The sequence below is a fragment of the Rhodopirellula sp. JB055 genome (assembly GCF_043100905.1).
In the GTDB taxonomy this organism is placed as follows: domain Bacteria; phylum Planctomycetota; class Planctomycetia; order Pirellulales; family Pirellulaceae; genus Rhodopirellula.
The window spans coordinates 26,244-46,544 of sequence record NZ_JBICHO010000546.1 but is presented as its reverse complement, the minus strand read 5'-3'; the positions used below and the strand labels follow the sequence as shown (position 1 = coordinate 46,544).

17 protein-coding genes, 1 tRNA gene and 1 pseudogene are annotated in these 20,301 nt (G+C 56.3%); 16 read left to right on the top strand and 3 right to left on the bottom strand.

The annotated features are described in order from the left end of the window. From ACF8AM_RS21385 to ACF8AM_RS21370, 4 genes are all read left to right on the top strand, one after another. A partial coding sequence (locus tag ACF8AM_RS21385; protein ID WP_392557602.1) for a YdiU family protein occupies positions 1-1,573 on the top strand: 1,573 nt, incomplete at its 5' end. Positions 1,574-1,624: 51 nt separating this feature from the next. Further along, positions 1,625-2,386, top strand: a complete 762-nt coding sequence (gene surE, locus ACF8AM_RS21380; RefSeq protein ID WP_392557601.1) for a 5'/3'-nucleotidase SurE — start codon at positions 1,625-1,627, stop codon at positions 2,384-2,386. 113 nt (positions 2,387-2,499) lie between these two features. After that, positions 2,500-4,695: a dockerin type I domain-containing protein gene (locus ACF8AM_RS21375; protein WP_392557600.1), complete on the top strand. Its 2,196-nt coding sequence runs from the start codon at positions 2,500-2,502 to the stop codon at positions 4,693-4,695. A 155-nt stretch (positions 4,696-4,850) separates the two neighbouring features. Beyond that, a complete protein-coding gene (locus ACF8AM_RS21370) occupies positions 4,851-5,312 on the top strand; it encodes a DinB family protein (RefSeq protein ID WP_392557599.1) in 462 nt (153 codons plus the stop codon). Between the two features lie 297 nt (positions 5,313-5,609). Here the strand turns inward: ACF8AM_RS21370 and ACF8AM_RS21365 are convergent, their stop codons facing one another. Together ACF8AM_RS21365 and ACF8AM_RS21360 are read right to left on the bottom strand one after the other, a co-directional pair. Next, the gene (locus tag ACF8AM_RS21365) at positions 5,610-6,563 is read right to left on the bottom strand and encodes a ThuA domain-containing protein (protein WP_392557598.1); all 954 of its coding nucleotides are present in this window, start codon (positions 6,561-6,563) and stop codon (positions 5,610-5,612) included. 87 nt (positions 6,564-6,650) lie between these two features. Further along, a complete protein-coding gene (locus ACF8AM_RS21360) occupies positions 6,651-7,949 on the bottom strand; it encodes a NupC/NupG family nucleoside CNT transporter (protein ID WP_392557597.1) in 1,299 nt (432 codons plus the stop codon). A gap of 143 nt (positions 7,950-8,092) precedes the next feature. Here ACF8AM_RS21360 and ACF8AM_RS21355 point away from each other — a divergent pair, with 143 nt between their 5' ends. Continuing rightward, positions 8,093-9,595, top strand: coding sequence for a methyltransferase regulatory domain-containing protein (locus tag ACF8AM_RS21355; RefSeq protein ID WP_392557596.1), 1,503 nt, complete (start codon positions 8,093-8,095; stop codon positions 9,593-9,595). A 518-nt stretch (positions 9,596-10,113) separates the two neighbouring features. Here the strand turns inward: ACF8AM_RS21355 and ACF8AM_RS21350 are convergent. Then, on the bottom strand, positions 10,114-11,565 hold the full coding sequence (locus ACF8AM_RS21350) for an MFS transporter (RefSeq protein WP_392557595.1): 1,452 nt from the start codon (positions 11,563-11,565) through the stop codon (positions 10,114-10,116). A 225-nt stretch (positions 11,566-11,790) separates the two neighbouring features. On the opposite strand from ACF8AM_RS21350, the gene ACF8AM_RS21345 reads away from it, so the two are divergent. From ACF8AM_RS21345 to ACF8AM_RS21295, 11 genes and pseudogenes are all read left to right on the top strand, one after another. After that, positions 11,791-12,741 (top strand): sugar phosphate isomerase/epimerase family protein, encoded by a 951-nt coding sequence (locus ACF8AM_RS21345; RefSeq protein ID WP_392557594.1) that lies wholly within the window; start codon positions 11,791-11,793, stop codon positions 12,739-12,741. Positions 12,742-12,885: 144 nt separating this feature from the next. Continuing rightward, entirely contained in the window at positions 12,886-13,236 is a 351-nt protein-coding gene (locus ACF8AM_RS21340; RefSeq protein ID WP_392557593.1) for a hypothetical protein, read from the top strand. 444 nt (positions 13,237-13,680) lie between these two features. Then, positions 13,681-14,964: an ATP-dependent Clp protease ATP-binding subunit ClpX gene (gene clpX / locus ACF8AM_RS21335; RefSeq protein ID WP_392557592.1), complete on the top strand. Its 1,284-nt coding sequence runs from the start codon at positions 13,681-13,683 to the stop codon at positions 14,962-14,964. Between the two features lie 16 nt (positions 14,965-14,980). Further along, a complete protein-coding gene (locus tag ACF8AM_RS21330; protein ID WP_392557591.1) occupies positions 14,981-15,961 on the top strand; it encodes a pyruvate kinase in 981 nt (326 codons plus the stop codon). A gap of 198 nt (positions 15,962-16,159) precedes the next feature. Next, a pseudogene (locus ACF8AM_RS21325) lies at positions 16,160-16,777 on the top strand (50S ribosomal protein L25). Continuing rightward, complete coding sequence (gene pth, locus ACF8AM_RS21320) at positions 16,774-17,346, top strand: aminoacyl-tRNA hydrolase (protein WP_392557590.1); 573 nt, start codon at positions 16,774-16,776, stop codon at positions 17,344-17,346. Before ACF8AM_RS21325 ends, pth begins: the two are co-directional and overlap by 4 nt. A 41-nt stretch (positions 17,347-17,387) precedes the next feature. Next, positions 17,388-17,810 (top strand): 30S ribosomal protein S6, encoded by a 423-nt coding sequence (rpsF, locus tag ACF8AM_RS21315; RefSeq protein WP_392557589.1) that lies wholly within the window; start codon positions 17,388-17,390, stop codon positions 17,808-17,810. Positions 17,811-17,844: 34 nt separating this feature from the next. Then, positions 17,845-18,348: a single-stranded DNA-binding protein gene (locus ACF8AM_RS21310; RefSeq protein WP_392557588.1), complete on the top strand. Its 504-nt coding sequence runs from the start codon at positions 17,845-17,847 to the stop codon at positions 18,346-18,348. Positions 18,349-18,424: 76 nt separating this feature from the next. Further along, positions 18,425-18,970: a 50S ribosomal protein L9 gene (gene rplI, locus ACF8AM_RS21305; protein WP_392557587.1), complete on the top strand. Its 546-nt coding sequence runs from the start codon at positions 18,425-18,427 to the stop codon at positions 18,968-18,970. A gap of 146 nt (positions 18,971-19,116) precedes the next feature. Beyond that, a tRNA-Leu gene (locus ACF8AM_RS21300) sits at positions 19,117-19,198 on the top strand. A gap of 25 nt (positions 19,199-19,223) precedes the next feature. After that, complete coding sequence (locus ACF8AM_RS21295; protein WP_392557586.1) at positions 19,224-20,240, top strand: DUF6268 family outer membrane beta-barrel protein; 1,017 nt, start codon at positions 19,224-19,226, stop codon at positions 20,238-20,240. The last annotated feature ends 61 nt before the right edge of the window (positions 20,241-20,301 follow it).

The following is a 20,301-nucleotide window of genomic DNA, read 5'->3' as shown; positions in this document are numbered from 1 at the left end:
GGACCCGGAGCCGCGAAATTTCACTCGCCAAGTTCACCAAGCGGGTTTTTCGCGAGTGCAACCGACGCCGGTTTCGGCTCCGAAATGGGTGGCCGGTGCCAAAGAAGTCGCTGAGCTGATCGGTTTGGATCCGAAGTGGTTGGGATCGGCTGAGCTGACCGAGGTTTTGGCCGGCAACGCTCTGGCCGAGGGCATGGATCCTTTTGCGATGTGCTACGGCGGTCACCAGTTTGGAAACTGGGCCGGGCAACTGGGGGACGGCCGGGCAATCAATCTTGGCGAAGTGGTCACCGCAGATGAGAAGCACTGGACGTTGCAGCTCAAAGGGGCTGGGCTGACGCCGTATTCTCGGACCGCGGATGGTTTGGCGGTTCTGCGATCGAGCGTTCGCGAATTTCTTTGCAGCGAAGCGATGCATCACTTGGGCGTGCCGACCACGCGGGCTCTCAGTTTGGTGTTGACCGGTGAGAAGGTGCTTCGCGACATGTTCTACGACGGGCATCCCGAACATGAACTGGGTGCGATCGTGTGCCGAGTCGCACCCTCATTCATCCGGTTTGGCAACTTCGAAATCTTCGCTTCGCGGGAAGACACCGAGACATTGCAAACGCTAGTGGAACACACGATTCGTTCAGAGTTCCCGCACTTGCTATCGGGGTCAGATGCCGAGATTGGTCCCGACGTGATCGCGGCGATGTTCGAGGAAGTTTGCCGGACGACCGCGGAGATGGTGGTGCACTGGATGCGAGTCGGCTTTGTCCACGGTGTGATGAACACCGACAACATGTCGATTCTTGGGCTGACGATTGACTACGGCCCATACGGTTGGCTGGAGGATTACGATCCCGACTGGACGCCGAACACCACCGACGCGCAAGGGCGAAGGTATCGCTACGCACATCAGCCTCAGATCGCCCAGTGGAACTTGGTGGCGCTGGCCAATGCTTTGGTTCCGTTGGTCAAGGAAGCGGAACCGTTGCAACGTGGAATCGCGGTTTATGTTGAGGAGTTTCAAAAAAGCTGGCACTCGATGATGGCAGGCAAGCTGGGGCTGTCCAAGTACGACAGTGAGACCGATGACGAGTTGGTCGACTCGTTGTTGACGTTGTTGCAATTGGCCGAGACCGACATGACGATTTTCTATCGGCGGTTGGCGGACATTGAGCTAGGGACGCGAGAGCAACCGATTGCATTGGAGCTGGCGTCCGTGCTTGGTCATCTATCGGAGGCGCACTACGTTGCCGACGAGGTCACGGAAGAGTACCAGCAGGCGTTGATGGATTGGATGCGTTCCTATCAATCGCGGGTCCTGGCGGACGATGGTTTTCCTGCCGATGATTCGCAGCGGCGGCAGCGAATGAATGCGGTCAATCCGAAGTATGTTTTGCGGAACTACTTGGCTCAGTTGGCGATTGATGCGTGTGACAAGGGCGACGATTCGTTGGTGAGTGAGTTGTTGGAAGTTCTACGTCGACCGTATGACGATCAACCGGGGAAAGAACGCTTTGCCGAGAAGCGACCCGAGTGGGCGCGTCACCGTCCGGGTTGTTCGATGTTGTCATGCAGTTCATAACCTATCTTCGGATTGGTTCGAGCCGCATACATCGATGGACAAACTTTTCTCATGCGAATTCTGTTAACGAATGATGATGGCGTTCATGCCCCAGGTCTGGCGGCACTGCGTCAACAACTGCGTCACTTGGGCGAGGTCATCACAGTCGCTCCGGCAACGGAGCAAAGTGGTGTTGGTCATTCGATCACCTATCTGACACCGCTGGTTCCAAAATCCATTCACCGCGATGGTGTTCATTGGGCTTGGGCGGTCGAAGGTTCGCCGGCCGATTGCGTGAAGCTTTCCTTGGCTGAGTTGTTCGTGGACGAACCCATTGATTTGGTCGTCAGCGGGATCAACAACGGGTTGAATGCCGGAATCAACGTGCTGTATTCCGGCACGGTTGCGGCCGCGATCGAAGGTGCGTTCTTTGGGGTCACCAGCGTCGCCGTGTCGCTGGAAAATTCAGACGACAATGATTTCGACGCGGCGGCGGTGATCGCACGCAACGTTATCGGTGAAATCGTTCGCCATGAAGAGTCTCGTGGTGGGCTGTTCAATTTGAATGTTCCCACGGCGGCGACGGAATCGGCAAGCGAAGTGAAGGTCGTGCCGATGGGCTTGGCTCAATACGGACGACGTTATGAAAAACGTCAGGACCCCGGGGGGCGTGATTACTATTGGGCCCTGTGGACACAACCCGACAAACCGCCTGCGGAGATGACTGACGTGACCCAGCTTCGCGAGGGGTGTGTGACCTTGACCCCCCTGCATTTCAACTTGACGCGAGAGGAACTTCTAGGCGAGATGAAGGATTGGGATCTGCGTCCGTGATTCCACTCAATTCGTTTTGCGCGTCTCGCTTTGACTTTGCCGGCCCGTAGAATGCATCTGCGTGGCGGACCAAGATAGGACCGACGCGCTGCTTTTCTAATCGAGCCGGATGCATGCAGAACTCTTCCCGACGCCTTCGCGTTGAAAACTTGGAACATCGACGCTTGTTGGCTGCCGATCCCATGATTGGTCCGCAGGCCCCTGCTGGCTGGGGCGAGGTTTCGATGCCGTCCGCTATGGCGGCTGTGGAAGACGTGTCCTCGCGAGACAGTTCTGGACGCGAAGCCGAGGGCGAAAGTGTCCTTCGAGTTCGGTTGGATTTTTCGCTGGACAGCAGCGATTTTTTTACGACTCGCTATCCTCAAGCGAAAGCGGTGATGCAGGAAGCGTTGGACGAAGTGGTATCCCGGTTCAACGACACCTTGGCCGCGATCAATCCGCCGAGCCGATCGGAGATTCAGTGGCAGCCAGCGGTTTTGGATCCGCGGACTGGGGCTCTCACCGCGTTGCCGCAATCGTTTCGTGCGGCAGCCAATGAAATCGTCGTGTACGTTCGTGGGAATAATCTGACCGGGCGGACTCGCGGCTTGGGAGGCTACAACTCGTTTGGGGTGGGGTACAACTGTCCCGACCAAGCCTGCGTCAATCAGGCCAACGCATTCATCAACAATCTGACCACTCGGGGCGAGACGGGGGCGGCTGCATCGACACCCAGCGATTTTGCACCGGTGGTGGGCGCGATCACCATTGATACGCGAAGCGAAGTGGATTGGAACTTTGGAGCCGTGGGAACAGGTGAGTCGGGGCAAGCGGACTTCCGAGCGTTGGTGTCGCACGAGTTTGCTCATGTGTTGGGGTTCGGGACAGCGCCTTCCTTCAGTCGCTATGTTTCCGGCGGAAAATTCACGGGGCCTGAGGCCAACGCGGTTTTCCCAGGATCGGCAAGCGTTCCGATGAACGGCAGCAGCCACTTGGCCAGCTCGGTTCTCGACGTGGTTCCAACGACGATGACCAGTCATTTCAACGGGATGCTCAGCGAACTCGATTACGCAATCATGGATGACATTGGTTGGGAACTGACGCCGGACACTCGACCGACGGTTCAGATCACAACATTCGAAAACACCGTTCCTGAATCGGAGGGCGCGGTGGTGCTCCGTGCGACTTTGTCGGCGGCGCCTTCTCAAAGCATCTCGGTGCCGGTGGCGATTTCAGGAACAGCATCGGTGAATTCCGATTACACGGTCACTCCAGCCACCTTTGATTTTGCATCCGGTCAACGCACGGCGACGATGACCGTGAATGTGGTCGACAACACAACCAACGAGGGGCTTGAATCGTTGACGGTTCGGTTAGTTGATTCGAATGTCGCCAAACTGGGTGCGAACGCAGAAGCGTTGATCACCATCTTAGACGACGACGGTTCGCCGGTTGGACAAACGCAACTGAACGCACCCGAGTTCAGTAACGCCGCAATCATAGTTCCGGGCAACAGTCTTCCGGTGGCCTATCAGTTTCGTGCTACGGCGAACACGACTTTGCGAGTGACCAAGGTTGGAGCTGCGACGCCATCCGAATCGTTCTTTGTGCTCAACGAAGAACTCGAAACCATCGGCCAATACGATGGTGCGGGCGAGTTGTCCGCGACGTTGTCCGCAAACCAGAACTATGTGCTGCTTTTTGAAGCTCGCACCACGGCGGAGCAGTATCAAATCGCATCGACCGCTGGATTCCAAGCCATCAACAACGCCAGCCCCACTAATCTTCTGCAGCCATCTGATGTGTCAGGGGATGGTGAAGTCTCTGCATTGGATGCCTTGCGAGTGATCAACGCCTTGAATGCGGCGAGTGCTTCCGAAATCAGCATCGGCGACGAAGCGTTGGAGGAGGGGAATTACTACGACGTCACCGGTGACGACCAGATCACTTCATTGGATGCGTTGCGAGTCATCAACACGCTCTCCGGTCCGGCCTCTGGAAGTTCGGAGGCGATCACCGCGAGTTCATCCGCAACCGCATTCACTCCACCGGTTGCAGATTCCAGTGCAACGCTTGCTGACGAGATGGGGCCGCACAAACCCAGCGAGCTGCATCTCGATGGTTTTGTTTCTGCAGTGGTTTCCGTTCTTCTGGCGGACCATGATCATGCTGGCCACGACGACGAGCATGACCATGAAGATGACCATCATGACGAGTCAGAGCATGATCACACGCACGACAACGAATTCTTCGAATCTTCATCTGCCGTGTTTGCACCAGCCTTGGTGGATTCGGTCTTTGTGGAATTTGGCGCCAGCTGTCTCGCTTGAGCCGCGGTTTCGAGACGTGTGGGATGGGTTAGACTCACCCGGTCGGCTCGCTGGGTTTCGTTTCGATTCAATTCAGCCTCGTCCAGTTCGGAGAGCCAACTCCCATTCAAACGAGGGTGATTGCAGTGCAAGTCAAAGATGCGATTCGATCGACAATGAACTTGAGCGACATGGTCTTTCGAGGCTATCTCGGTGACTTGGAAGATGCGGATCTGATGCGTCGACCGGGAAAAGGTTGCAATCATTTGGCCTGGCAGATCGGGCACTTGGTGGTTGCAGAAGTGAGGATGCTGGGTGGGATGTTTCCGGAATTCAAAACGGAATTGCCCGAAGGCTTTGAAGAGGTCCATCACAAAGACAATGTGGATTGCGATGACGCATCGAAGTTCAACACACTGGCTGAATACTTGGACTTGATGACCAAGGTTCGCGCGAACACGTTGGCGGCTCTCGAAGCGATGGATGAATCCAAACTCGATGATCCAGCTCCAGAACAGATGCGAGCTTTTTGCCCGACCGTTGGCGACATGATGATTCTGATTGGGACGCATCCGATGATGCACGCCGGACAGGTCGTTCCCGTTCGCCGCGAATGTGGCAAACCGGTGATGTTCTAAGCGTCGGTTCGGACACTCAGACAAATTGGCATCAAGCTCTTTGTGCGTGAACAAGCCGGAACAGCTTGGTGGCACCTCCGGCAAAACAACAGTCTTCCCGCTCCCCGGAGGAGGCGTGCAGTTTTTGAGTGTCGTGCTCGCAAGATTGATATCACCCTCCTGAACGCAGGAGGTCGTGCAGTTCTCAAACGCTGCGTTTGCAATGCCTTAAGAACCCCGCCCGTGCAGCGGGAGGGGTCGGAAAGCGAGCGTCCAAGCGGCTAAGAGATGAAACTCAAACGTTCCTGGGCTGCCTGCTCACTTCTTCTTGCGAGGTTTCTTGGGGTCCAGGTTTTGATCCAATTGTTCCTTGGTGACGGTGGATTGGATGCCGTCTTCGGGAATGTTGCCTTTCGCGGTCCAGACCAGCGCGTTGAGCACGACTTTGCGATAGTCCTCGATACCCCAGTTGTCATGGAAGTGACCGCCGGTGAACCCGAATCCGCGACCTCCATCGGGACGTTCAACCACCCACATCATCGCTTCGGCCCGGCCGCCGGATGCTTGGATGTGCGCGTAGGGGCCTCGCGGGTAGACATAGGGGCCATCTCGAACATCGTCGGATGGTTTGGCTAACAGGATCGGTTGGAATTGAAGGCCATCAATTTCTTTCGCTTCGTTGCCGGGCATTCCTGACAAGAAACGCATGTTGAAGTACCACTCGTCATTGGCTTGGAACGGTTGGACACCGTTGGTGACGGGGTGATCGGGGAAGACCGCGAAGGTGGGTTCCCAGATTGGGTTGCATGAAAACTGGTGTTCATAGTGGCCACCGATCCAGCGTTTCATTTCGTCGCCGGCTTGATCGGTCAAGACTTCCACGCCGTAGTGCATGAAGCCCAGGCCGACTCCGTTCTTGGCCCACTCGTCAATCATTTTCAGGCGACGGCCGTCTTCCTGCACGATTTCATGGCGTCCGCCACCGTCCATGTAAAAGATGACGGCATCTGCGTTCTTGAATACAGCTTCGTCTTTGGGCCATCCGTTCAGGACCACTTCGACGTCCAGGTCTTCGACGTCTTTCAGCGAATCAGCCAGCAGTTGCACGCCTGCATTGAACTCGTGCATTCGGGGTGGGTGCGAGGGTTTGCCGGCGACCAAAATGAGTTTCTGAGTTTCTGCCAGGCTGGTCTGGGGCACGACGGCAGCGGCGACGAACAGCAGAATCAGGGCAGGGATGAGATGCAAACGGCGGACGTTCAAGGTGTTCACTCGGAGTGCGGGAGGGGCAATCGGTAGGAACCCGTAGTATAACTCAATGTCCGTTTCTGCGTCGCTCGATTTGGAACTGGCGATGGTTCAGAGCATCATGCCAGCGATGGCACCGGTCATGCAGCACGCGAGCAACCCACCGAACATGGCTCGAAGTCCAAGGGAAGCCAGGTCGGATTTTCGATCGGGGACCAATCCGCCGATCCCGCCGACCTGAATTCCAATCGCTGCGAAATTGCTGAAGCCCGCCAGGGCATAGGTCAACACGGTCGCGGTGCGTTCGCTGATGGGTGGTTCGTCGGCACGAACGAGTTGGCCAAGTTGTTGATAGGCGATGAATTCGTTGGCGACGGTTTTCAGCCCGATCAGTTCGCCCGCCGCTCGGCATTCTGAGGCGGGAATTCCGAGCAGCCAAGCCAGTGGCCAACAGGCGTAACCAAGGATCACACCAAGAGTGATCAAGGGATCTTTGTCGGAGTCCACCCAGCGGAAGGTGGTGCAGATGCCGCCGAGCAGCAAATCGATCAGTGCAATGAGGGCGAGAAATGCGATCAACATCGCGCCCACGTTGAGAGCCAGCTTCAATCCATCGCTGGCGCCTTCCACCGCGGCGGCAATTGCGTTCACATGAGTCCGCTTGATGTTCAGCGTCATCGCTTCGTCGTTGTCCGTTGAGCTGCGAGCCGCACTATCGCTGGTCAAATCCGCTGCGGTATCCGGCACCATGACCTTTGCGATCAACAGGGCGGCGGGGGCACTGATGATGGATGCGGTCAGCAGGTGGCTGATGTCCACTCCCATTTTCGCGTACGCACCCAGCAAGCCTCCTGTGACGGTTGCGAATCCGCCGGTCATCATCGCGCACAGTTCGCTGCGGCTCATTCTCGACAGGTAAGGTCGAACGACCAAAGGAGCTTCGGTGTGACCGACGAAGACATTTGCGGCAGCGGCCAATGTTTCGGGGCCGCTGGTTTTCAGCGAGAACTTCATCACCCAGGCCATCGCCCAAACGATGCGTTGCATCACACCGAGGTGATACAGCACGCTCATCAGCGAGGAGAAGAAAATCACGGTTGGCAGAACTCCGAACGCGAAGGTTGCCAACAGTGAGTCGCCCAGCGGGTTGGCGGGGCCGGTTGAAAACAGAAAACCCGAGCCGGCGTCGACCGTACTCATCAGCGTTTGAAAACCATCACCGATGTATTTGAATGTTTTGCGGCCCAGGTGGGTTTGCAGCACCAGCACGGCGAGCGTGAATTGCAGCATCAGGCCGCCGATCACAATTCGCCAGGGAAATCGCCGTCGATCGGTGCTGATGGACCACGCCAAGGTCACGAACACCACGATGCCCAGACCGCACACCAATCGTGGAAAAATCTCGTTCAACGGTGTCCCCTGGATCGGAAAGCGTGGTCTGCGATCGATGTCGCGCGTGATAAACTTGGCCGCCGATCATATCATCATGAATGCTGGTTCATGGGGCGAAAGATTCAGAGGACGCCTCCTCCCTCTCTCCGATTGCAACGTTGATGAGCAACTACGACGAAGTCCCTTATCCTGATTTCATTCACCCGGCGACTCATCCGGGCAATATGGCCGCGATCGCTCGGCTGCATGGAGTGAATGCACCACCGCCGGAGTCGTGTCGCGTTTTGGAATTGGCTTGTGGGCCCGGCGGCAATTTGATTTCGCTGGCAACACTTTTGCCGAGCAGTCACTTTGAGGGAATCGATTTGACCGCCGGTCATGTGAAAACGGGCAACGCGATGATTGGCAAGCTCGGTCTTTCCAACATTCAGTTGCACCACGGACGGATCGAGGATTGGGTCACAGAAGCAGAAAGCGATGAAGACCGTTTCGATTACATCATCGCTCATGGGGTTTATTCCTGGGTGCCGGAAGAGGTACGGCAAGCGATTCTGGCGATTTGTCAGATGCGGTTGTCCACCAATGGAATTGCCTTGGTCAGCTACAACACCTACCCAGGTTGGCATCAACGCCAGATGGCTCGTGACATCATGCGACATCACGCCGATGGGATCGAGGACCCGCACAAACGACTTCGGCATGGGAAAGCCCTGCTGCGTTCGGTCGCGCAGAATGTTCCTGAAGGGTCTGCCTACCGGTTGGCTTTGGAAGAAGAACTGAAGGCACTCGATCAAGCCAACGAAGCGTACATCTATCACGAGCAATTCGAAGACACCAACCGGCCCCGCTACTTCCATGAATTCGCGGCGGAAGCGGGGACCCAATGCTTGCAGGTGATTGCTGAAGCGGATTGGGGCGATTCCACCTATGAACAAGTTCGTCCCGATGTTGCGTCCGCACTGGCGTCACTGCCCAAGATTCGCCGCGGCCAAACCCTGGACTTCTTTCGGCGGCGAACGTTTCGGCAAACGTTGCTGTGTCACGAATCGGTTGCCGTCAGCGAGCAGATGCAAGCGTCCGCGATGGAGTCGATGCACTTTGTGACCACGTCGAATTTCGACGGCGATCAGATCACCGGTTCCAATGGGCTGAGTGGGACTGTGGAAGATCCCACAACACGACAAGCGATCGCGTGTTTGGTCGCTGAGTATCCCGCGTCGATGAGTTACCAAGAGCTGTGTGCGGTGGTTGAGACGGAAGAGCCCAGTTCGTTGGCAACCTTGCAAGCGGACCTGTTCAACCTCGTTCGCGTGGGTTTGGTGTCCGTCAGTGCATCGCCGACGAAAGTTTGCCGTGAAGTGTCGTCGCATCCACGATCCACCGCGCTATCGCGAGAGCAGGTTTTGCTGGGCGACACGGTCACCAACCTGCGTCACCAACCCATTCGGTTGGACGACACAACGGCTCACTTGATTCGTTGCTGCGATGGACAAACAGATCACGCGGGTTTGGTTGAGAGCATGGTCGCTTACGCGATGGCCAATGGCGGGTTGGTCGAAGGAGACCAGGTCGTCACGGGAGCAGAACACTTGCGACCCATGGTGACCGCCAAGCTGGCGTCCAATCTGCAACGGCTCGCCGCGATGGCATTGCTGGTGGGATGAAAGGATTGAACAGGCGGACGCGTGCCCGAAGGCAGGCCACCGTATCCATTTCAAAGGTCGTGCCGTTTCATTTCACCCTTCCCTCGCTTCGCTCGACCCTTCCAGGGGGAGGGTGATGAGAAACGCTTGGCAACACCGCACTTCAAAACTGCACGACCTCTTCAGTTGGCGGGCGGGCCAATGATTGAATCCTAACCCGAAGCGTTAGCGAGGGATCGCGTGCCATTGCAACGAGCCTGTGGGTCCCTCGCTCACGCGTTTTGAAGTTGCGCTTTTCTCAAAAAAGTTGCGATTTTCTCAAAACCCGAAGCGTCAGCTTTTTCATAACCCGACGCGTCAGCGAGGGAAAAACCATGTTGACTTCGCCTCGCTGACGCGTCGGGTTATGAAAAACCAATGCCTCACGCAAAAGCGCAACTTCAAAACTCACGCGTCGGGTTGTGAAATCGATCAAATCAACAGTTGGCGGGCGTGGTTGGTTCGGTGGCGACTGGCAAAACCGTTCGCTCGAGCGAAGGTCAATAAAAGATTGCCACGGGCAAGAACAACACTGCCATCGCGCCGAACACGGTGCTTCGCGGCAGATCAGCGGAGGTCAGAATCGAGTTGAGGATTTGATACAGCACGCCTGACATCACGATCGCGAAAAAGTTGGCTTGGTTCATGACCGCGATCATGCGGCCTTTGAGTTCCTCGGGCGGGCGGGCTTGTAGGAACACTTGAATCGGAATCGCGAAAAACGCCGCCGATGCACCGAGCAGGATCAGCACGGGAATCGAACCGCCAAAGCCCAGCAGGTGTCGGCCGCCGGGAAGCGAAATCGCGAGCACGGCACAGAACGCGACAACGCCCCACATGCCGATTTGGATCACGACTTTGTCGGACAGTTTTCGGCTCAGAGCACCTGCCGCAGCGCCGCCGGCGGCGATGCCGACGCTGATCAGGGACACCATCAGGCTGGTCTTTGTGTCAGAAATTTCGAGTTGGGTTTTGCCAAGCGAGTTGACGGCCTGGATGGTCAGGCCGGCGATCAACCAAAACACGCAGGACGCCAGCAAGGCGATCAACAATGGCGTGTCTTTTTTCAAAAGTGTCCGCATCGCTTTCGGGATGGCCAAGTATTCAGCTTTGAGTTTTAGGGTTGGATCCGCGGCAGGCAGACGAATGATCAGCAAGCTGGTGACCGTTCCGACCACCGCGATCCCAACGCACACCAGCGAACCGATCCACAAACCGGAGGCGGCTTCCATTTGTGGGACTCCCGCCGGCACGATCGAATCCTTCAGTGGACCGGCGACCGCGGTGCCGATGATGATCGCGATGAATGTGGTCATCAAAACCAAGCCGTTGCCGCGGTTGAGTTGGTTGCCTGACAACATCTCCGGCATGATGCCGTATTTGCCGGGGCCAAAGAACGTGCTTTGCAGGCCCATCAAGAACAGCACAATCCAAAGTCCGGCGAATCCGATCATCGGCGTGGCGAGGAACGCAAGCAGACCGAGTCCCATGATGACGATCTCGGCGACCTTGCTGGTCACAATGATCGTGCGTTTGCTGTACCGATCCGCCAGGTATCCCGCCAAGCCGCCGAAGAGAACAAATGGCAACCCGAAGACCACCGTCGCGATCCCTTGCAAGTCACCTCCGCCGGCTGGTTTTGCAGCGCGTCCATCCGTCAGCTCGCCGGAGACTTCGACCGCAGCGGCTCCTTCGATCACAGTCCCATCCGCGACGGTTGCCGCGACCGCGGTGGGGATGGCGAGCAACAGCAGCAACTGTTTGAACAGGTTGTCGTTGAACGCGCCAAAGAACTGGGTCGCGATGAAACCGATGAACGAAGGGTGACTGAGCGAATCGATTGGACCGTCGTTCGTCGTTTGGATGCCCGGATCCACGTTGGTTGGCGTTGTCGCATCACCGACGTCGTACGGGTTGTCGGTGGAGGACGATGCGGTGGGAGAATCTGACATGGAGATTCAGCTACAGTGGAAAGCGAGTGGAGCGAAGGCGGGGCGGGAACGGCAACCAAGCTTTGAGCGGGACTGCTCGGAAGTTGGACTGTCGTCCACCGAGCAAAGTGCCCGTTGGACGCTGAGCCATTCGCACATTCTTCGAGGTTTGTCTGTTCACTGCCAGATGAATCCGTTTGGGAGCCACCGAAAGGGAGCGATGATTCAAGACGCAAGGTTACCATCATGTCGATGACACCGGGTTACCACGCGGGCGGGTTGCTGTTGCACGACCCGATCTCGGTGGTCGAATCGTTGGCGTCGATGGGGTACCGCTGCATCGCCGTTCGCCCGCGGCGGGGAATTTTTGCCTGGGAGCAGGGGGCCGCTGGCGGTGTGTTTTCATTGAACGCGGAGAGCGGAGCGGAAAAAGACTCCTGGGATCGCTTTCTAGATGAAGCTCGATTGCATCGTTGTCAGGTCGTGATCGACACCGAATCACCGTTTGTGCTGGATAGCGAGAAAGCGGCGATGCCGTCGTTGGTCGATCCAGATGAAGATTTGGTGCAGACCACCGTTCAGTGGTGCCAGCACTGGATTCGGATGGCCGAACGGCGTCCGGGAACCGTGTTGACGTTGGGATCAGGCGTCTGGCCACGAGACGAATTTTCGCCAGGATTGAGCGAATCGGATTTGGAGCGATTGGCCGCGAGGCTGGAATCGCTGGCTTCGTATGCCGAGAAACGGGGCGTTTCGATTGCACTGCGGCCCGCGACCGGGCATGCGATTTCAAGCGTCGCTGAGTTTGAGCGAATGTGTCAGTGGTTGTCCCCGACGGTCGAATTGGGGTTGGCGGCCGATTTGGGTGAAATGGTTGCGGCGGGGGAGATGCCGTTGGGAGCGCGGCTGCAGCGAAACGCAGAACGGTTGAAGCTCGTTTATTTGTGCGATCATCGGTGGCCGGGCCCGCCGCCTCGCGAATTGCCGCTGGGGACGGTCGGGCGAGACGACACGCCGATCGGCACGGGCGAGCTGTCGCTTCGGCGGGTCTCCGAGACATTGGGGAAAATGGGATTCGCTGGGCCCGTGATCGCTCGGGTCGAGGGGCACAGTGAACAAGGCCTGCGAATTCCGCGTCTAGCAATGCAGCACCTTTTGCAGTGCCGGTGGTGGCGTCAGGCATGCGAGCGGGCGTGAAACGGGATTCGTGAAACCTGAAAGCCTTGTTTTTTGCGACAATTGCAAGTGGACCGTCCGACCAGGACACTCCTATGATCAAAGTGCACCGGCGAGGACTCGTCCGCGAGTTCGAGACGGTGTCGAACTTCCAAGTCAGCACTTATGAACGAAGTCTCGGTTGTGACAGATGTGATTGCAAAACCGGCCGTGCAGGCTGGCATTGCTCTAGTGGTTCTAGCCATCTTGATTGCACTCGCATTTTGGGTGTTGGCAAGGTTGCGCGACTACAACACTGACGACCAGCTAGACACCCCAGAAGTGTTCGCAAACCTGGAAGAAATGCGACGCAAAGGTGACATCAGCGAAGAGGAATTCCGAACTATACAAGCAGCAACGCGGTCAACTTCCGCTTCGACAACTGATCCTCCGGTTCCCTCCGCCTCCCAGGCCGATTCCGGTCCCGGTTCTTTTCCTCCGCTTCGTTCCGACGAGGCGGGCGAGAACGAATCGTGAACCTGAACGATCAAGGCACCGGAAAAATGGTGAGCTGTCGAAAACAACCGATCTTGTTGTCACCCAATAACGCCGTTGATGATTCGCCCTCCCAATTCATGGGCATACCAATCATCGACACCAGATGAAACCCATTACCAAACCACGAGTGGCTCGAGCTTCGAGGACAAGGATGTTCCTTCGGCGCGGGTTGATTCGGATGCAAATCCGGGTCACAAGGTGTTGAAAAGCATTCGAGTCGTGGCCGATCCGTTCGATGTGTCGAGTTCTTTTGCGAGAACGAGCCTTCAATGTTCGGTGGATGCGAGGAATCGCGTACAATCAAGCGTGAACGCCGAATTCGGTGTCGACGCTCGATTGCTCGCGAAAACCTCATTGATCGTCATCCGCCGACGCCGAGGGACGAGCTCGCAATGTTGGACTCATAAAAGTAAGGAGTCGTGTATGCCCACCAAGGAAACTTCGAACTCTCGCCGCGGCAGCGCAGCGACGAAGAAGAATGCGTTTTGCAGCTTCTGTCGTAAGAGTTACCGTGACGTCGGTCCCCTCGTCGAAGGCCCCGGAGACGTTTACATCTGTGCCGAGTGCATTGACTTGTGTCAATCCATTCTGGACCAGGAACAACGTCGTCGCGGTCCGTCCAAGTCACTATTCAGCGATATCCCGTCGCCGCGGTCGATCGTTGAGCACCTGGACAACTATGTCATCGGACAAGGCTCTGCCAAACGTGTTTTGGCGGTGGCTGTTCACAACCACTACAAGCGACTGAGCAATGGCGCTGATGGCAGCAACGGCGAAGTCGAGATCGAGAAGAGCAACATCCTGTTGGCCGGGCCAACTGGCAGCGGCAAAACGCTGCTGGCTCGCTCACTCGCTCGCATGTTGAATGTGCCGTTTGCAATCGGCGATGCGACCACGCTAACCGAAGCCGGTTACGTGGGTGAAGACGTCGAGAACTTGTTGCTCAAATTGTTGCACGCAGCCGACTTCGATGTCGAAGCCGCTCAGCGTGGGATTTTGTACATCGACGAAGTGGACAAAATCGGCAGCACCAACGGCAACGTCTCGATCACTCGTGACGTCTCGGGCGAAGGCGTTCAGCAGAGTCTGTTGAAAATGCTGGAAGGCACCGTCGCCAACGTTCCACCGCAAGGCGGACGCAAGCATCCCGAGCAGCAGTACATCCAGTTGGACACGAGCAACATTCTGTTCATCTGCGGCGGAACGTTCGTCGGGATTGAAGAAATCATTCGCCGTCGTCTGGGTCATCGCACGCTCGGATTCGGTGAAGGTGCTAACGTTCGCAACGAGCAAACCGCGGGTGAATTGGTCGCTCAGGTCCAAACCGAAGACATTCTGAAGTTCGGTTTGATTCCGGAGCTTGTTGGTCGGATGCCGGTCATCAGTTACCTGCAACCGCTCGACTTGGAAGGTCTGATTCAAGTTCTAACCGAACCCAAGAATTCGCTGGTCAAGCAGTACCAAGCGTTGTTCGCGATGGAGAATTGCGAACTCGAGTTCACCGAAGAAGCCCTGCACGCGATTGCTCAAAAAGCGGTCGACAAGGGCGTCGGGGCTCGTGGTTTGCGGGGCATCATGGAAGACGTGATGCTGGACATCATGTACGACCTGCCCGAACAAGAAGACGGCAAGGTCTACACGATCGACGAAGCGATCGTGACCGGGAAGCAAGAGTTGTTCAAAATGCCAACGACCAAGAGTGCTTGAGCACTTTGACTTCCCGATGGAACGAATCCTTTTGGAATCTGACTCGCATCGCCAAACCCGCCTGCTTCAGGTTGGTTTGGCGTTTGCCGTTTGGGGTGGTCTGATTTTCGCGAGCGTGCTGCTGCCATCAGTGCTTGGCATGCGTTCGGTCGCGGCCCAGCAACCGCAGGCCAAAGCGACTTGGGGCATCGACTCCGGGGTCGTGCGACTGCCGCCTGGTTTGGTGGCCCAGTCGATGCCGCGAGATCGATTCAATCAACTGTTGTTTTTGGGCACGCCCAAGCTGACCCATGGTGACGTTGGAGACGTCACCGACTTGGTGCGTCAGAACAGCAGTCTGTTTGGGTTGGCAATCATGGCCACCGTCGTTCAAGAGAACAGTGAGCACCAGCTCCGTGAAGTGGGGATGGGGCATTCGTATCGGATTGGCAAGCGTCCGACGATCGTCAACTCAGAGAAAGCCGAATCGCTGGGCGCAGACCTCGGAATGATCGCCAGTCGGGTGTTGGCCAAAAACGAAGCGATGATGGATCCGCCGATTGTGGTGATTCAAACCACGTCGCTGATCGTCTTCGATGTCACCGCGTTGATGTCGATCAACAACCAGCACGTTGATCGTCGAATGCGGCATCTGGTTTGGACGCATCCCCAAACGGGGCGGACCGCCATGGCGGTTTGGTTGCTGAACGAAGAACGCACGCCGCCGGGGGCGAAGCGGTGGGCGATTGAGGCTGCGATGCCGATTCACCTCATTCCGGCTGATACGGTGGAGGATCGTGCGATTCATGTCGATGGAAACGAAATCTCCTGGACGATCCCCAGCGATCGAGCTTTTGCGCTGCAGCAATTGCCTGGAAAAACGTCCGTTCCCTGGACCTCTGCTTTGCGAGAGCACCTGGGAAACCGAACGTTTGACCAAGCCGAGTTGAGTCAGATGCTGGAAGCGATCAACGATGCCATTGCCAGTGCAACTGGATCGAGGACGCAAAACAGGTAGTTTTGGCCTTGCAGACAGGCTGGAAATCGGCATACTGCCGTGCTTCGAAAAATTGCTCCGCCAGGAATCCCGCGCCCCGTGTTCGGAATCGCACTTCTCAAAGTGCCGTTTTTGATTCAACGATGATGGCTGCGAACACGATTTCACAGCGGTTTTCCCCTTCCATACCCACTTTTTTTGCCCAGGTCGGTCCCCGTTATGACGGACGTCATTCAAGTCACCAAACGTGAATCCACCGGCACGGCCGCCACTCGCCGTTTGCGTCGCGACGGTCATGTTCCAGCAGTTTTGTACGGTCACGGCGAAGCCAACGAACACTTGGCGGTTCCTTCGGCTCAGGTCAAAGGCCTGCTGCGTCACCACAGCAAGACAGTTCAATTGGCTGGCGATGTTGAAGAGACCGCTTTGGTCAGCGACATGCAGTGGGATCCCTTGGGGATTGAAGTGCTGCACATGGACCTGATTCGGGTCAACCTGAAGGAAAAAGTGGAATTGAGCGTGCCGATCGTGCAACACGGTGAAGCCGTTGGCGTTCGCGAAGGTGGCATGTTGCTTGAAAACGTTCACGAAGTTGAAATTCGTTGCTCGGCTGGATCGAACCCGGACCACTTGGTTTTGGAGGTCAGCGAACTGGGGGTTGGTCAACACAAAACGGCCAATGATCTGACGCTGCCGGAGGGTGTGGAATTGATCACCGACGGCTACACGGTGATTGCACACATCTAAGCTCGACGCGATGAAGAAATCGCTGAAGCAGGCGACGCCTTGGCGGAACCTGAAGTGATCAGCAAGGGTTCCGGCGAAGCAGACGAGTGAAATTAGTCGTCGGTTTGGGGAATCCTGGTCGGAAATACGATCAAACCCGACACAACATCGGATTCATGGTCGCCGACGCCCTGGTGCGTCGGTTTGTCGGTTCTCCCCCGACGACCAAATTTGAGGGAGAAATCAGCGAGTGTCGCATCGAAAACGAAAAGGTTTTGGTGCTTTGCCCGCATACCTACATGAACGCCAGTGGGCAAAGTGTCCGCAAGGCAATTGATTTTTACAAACTTTCCTTGGAAGACATCCTCGTCATTTGTGATGACTTGAACCTCGAAACCGGTCGCGTTCGATTGCGTCGATCTGGTTCTGCTGGTGGTCAAAAAGGCCTGGTCGACATCATTCGTCACCTAGGCAGCGAGCAATGGGCGAGACTAAAGATCGGAATCGGACGTCCGCCAGCAAAATGGCAGGTGTCTGATTATGTTTTGGGCAAGTTTGACAAAACTGAACTCGAAGAAATGGAACATGCCATCGTGCATTCCTGCGACGCCACCGCTTGCTGGGTGGCCAACGGAGTGACGGAAGCAATGAACCGTTACAATGCCGCCAGCGGCGCTTAGTCACTTTTTTTCCCATTCCCGCACCTCCCGCGATCTGTCCCGTGGCAAAAGTCAACACTTACGAAACGCTTTTCATCCTCGATAGCAACCACTACGCACGCGACCCCGGTGGAGTCGCGAAGCAGCTCGAAGAGCTGATCGCCGAAAACGGTGGTGAAGTGCAAGTCAGCCGGATGTGGATGGAGCAAAAGCTCGCTTATCCAATCGACAAGCACCAAAAGGGCACCTACTACCTGATTTATTTCAGCATGGAAGGTCCAAATTTGACCAAGTTGGCGCGAGCTTTCGCATTGGCGGAGCCTGTGATCCGTGAACTGACAATCAAGTTGGACCCACGCTTGGTTGAGCCCATTTTGGCGAACGCTCGTGGTGAACACTTCAGCGGGCCAACCGGTGCGGAAGGTGCTGAAGAAGAATCGTCCGAAAACTCCGGCGAAGCGGTTGCTGAAACCGCTGATGCTTGATCACGATTGATTTGAATTCCGGGAGGACTCAACCATGGCAAGTTTTAACCGCGTGATGTTGATGGGCAATTTGACCCGCGACATTGAACTGCGTTACTTGCCCAGTGGAATGGCCGTCGCGGAGTTCTCAATCGCAGTCAACGAAAAACGCAAAGCGTCCGATGGACAGTGGGTCGAAGACGTCTCGTTCTTCGAAATCACGTTGTTTGGACGCACCGCAGAAGTTGCCAGTGAATACCTTTCCAAAGGCTCACCCATCTTCGTCGAAGGCCGTCTGAAGCAGGATACATGGGAAAAAGACGGTCAGAAGCGTTCCAAGGTCAAAGTAATCGGCGAACGCATGCAGATGATCGGCGGCCGAAGTGATTCTGGTGGCGGCGGTGGAGGCGGACGACCCGCTGCCTCTCGACCCAATTCGGGTGCGTCTCGGGTCGACTCGCAACCTTCCAATTACGTCAATTCCAATACTCCTTCCTCGCATGATTCACAACCGACCGGAAACGGCCCAGGTTACGACGAACCGGATATCCCGTTCTAAGTCAAAAACCTCCGCCTGACGCGTGCGTTTTCTCCGATCAACCCGAATCAGAACCCTTTTTCTTCGACCCTGAACCATGTCAAAATCAGCGACTCGTCGTGCGAATAGCCACTTCAAGCGTCTCCCCAAAGGACCCAACGGCGGTATCGAACTGCTGTTGATCCACAACGTGGAACACCTCGGACGCCAAGGTGACTTGGTCGAAGTCAAATCCGGTTACGCGTTGAACTACTTGTTGCCACAAGGCTTGGCGACCATCGCGACTGACCACCACAAACGAATGGTCGAAAAGCACCGCGAAAAATTGCGTGCGATCGAATTGGAAAAGCTGAAAAGCTACCGCGAACAAGCCGACGAATTGGCCAAGCAGTCGATCACGATTGTAGCCAACGCCAACGACGAAGGTCATCTGTACGGCAGTGTCGGACCTCACGAAATCGTCGATGCTCTCAAGGCCAGCGGCATCACCTTGGCTCAAGACCAAATCCGTTTGGAAGGTCCTTTGAAAGAACTCGGTCTGTACACCGTGAAAATTCACCTGCACAGCGAAGTCGACGCCAGCCTCAAGGTTTGGGTTGTGCCAACGGTTGCTGCAGAAGGTGGTGAACCCGGCGCCGGTTGATCTGGACTGCGACATTTTTGGCGTTGCAATCCGCAGTGCAAAACGCCAGAAGAGAGAGAAGCAACCGTGCAACGATGTTCGACTCGCATGTCGAATGCGTGCACGGTTTGCACTGAGACACGACCAGACTGGAGTTTGGTTGCCACGGGGCTGTGGCGGAACTGGCAGACGCGCTAGATTTAGGATCTAGTTCCTTCGGGAGTGCAGGTTCGATTCCTGTCAGCCCTATTTCCATCTGAACGAGTGAAACCTCATGGATGAGGCCACACGGTATCGATCTCGCACCGTCAGCCGAGTGCAATCGTTTGATCTGGGTGGTTGCTTTCTTTGGTTCACCGCTGGGATCGCTCACGCCCAGCCTCCGGTCACGCAAGCGTTGCCATCTCAACCGGTGTCGCTGCAGTACCTGCCCAATCAATGGTCGGCGGGTGATCCGCCCGAGATTGAGCTCGAAAACTTCCGTCGTGGAATCTTCCAAGGTGGCGAATTGCTGGGCGGTTTCCTGACCGATGGCAGTGGCTCTCCCGTCGGCCCCGGAACGACTGGCGGGCTCGATGAGACGTTTTGGGAGGTTCGCCTGAGCACGGGCATTCCTTTGGGAAGTCTCGACAACCTGCTCGGTGTGCGTCCATTCTTTCGTGCCGACCATCTCAGCGGTCTGTCGGGCATGGATGCTCCTGAGACGCTCTACAGCACTGGTGTCACGTTGTTTCACCGTAAGAAGTGGAACGAACGAGTCTCGACGATTGTGATTGCTACGCCGTCTGTTCGGAGTGATTTCACAACGAGTGACAAGGCGTTTCGCTTGTTTGGGCTGGGACTGGTCAATTGGCAGTGCCGCGACGATCTGAGCCTGTCATTGGGGGCGGTGTACTTTGATCGCAGTGACCTCGGTGTGTTGCCAGCGTTTGGTTTGAGTTGGACGCCGACGCCGCAATGGAAGATTGATTTGATGATGCCGCGACCGCAAATCAATCGACGGTTGTGGGTCGATCCAGGCCAGGCGGAAGGCTGGGCCTTTGTCGGCGGTTCGATCGGCGGCAACACGTGGGCGGTGACCCGCGAAGGTGGTGCCCGAGACGGCCAGAGCGATGAATTGACCGTGAATGGCCTTCGGGTCTTTGGTGGCTATGAGACTTTGGTGACCGGCAATCGGGGATGGGGCGTGGAGGTCGGCTACGTCTTCAACCGTTCGCTCGAGTACGAGCAGGATACGATTGAATTCGATTTGCATGACGCGGTATTTATCGAAGCGAATTGGAAATTTTGAGCATCGATCGAATCCAAGACTTCCTGATCGGGTCGGTCTACAATCTGTGCGAAGGCGAGGT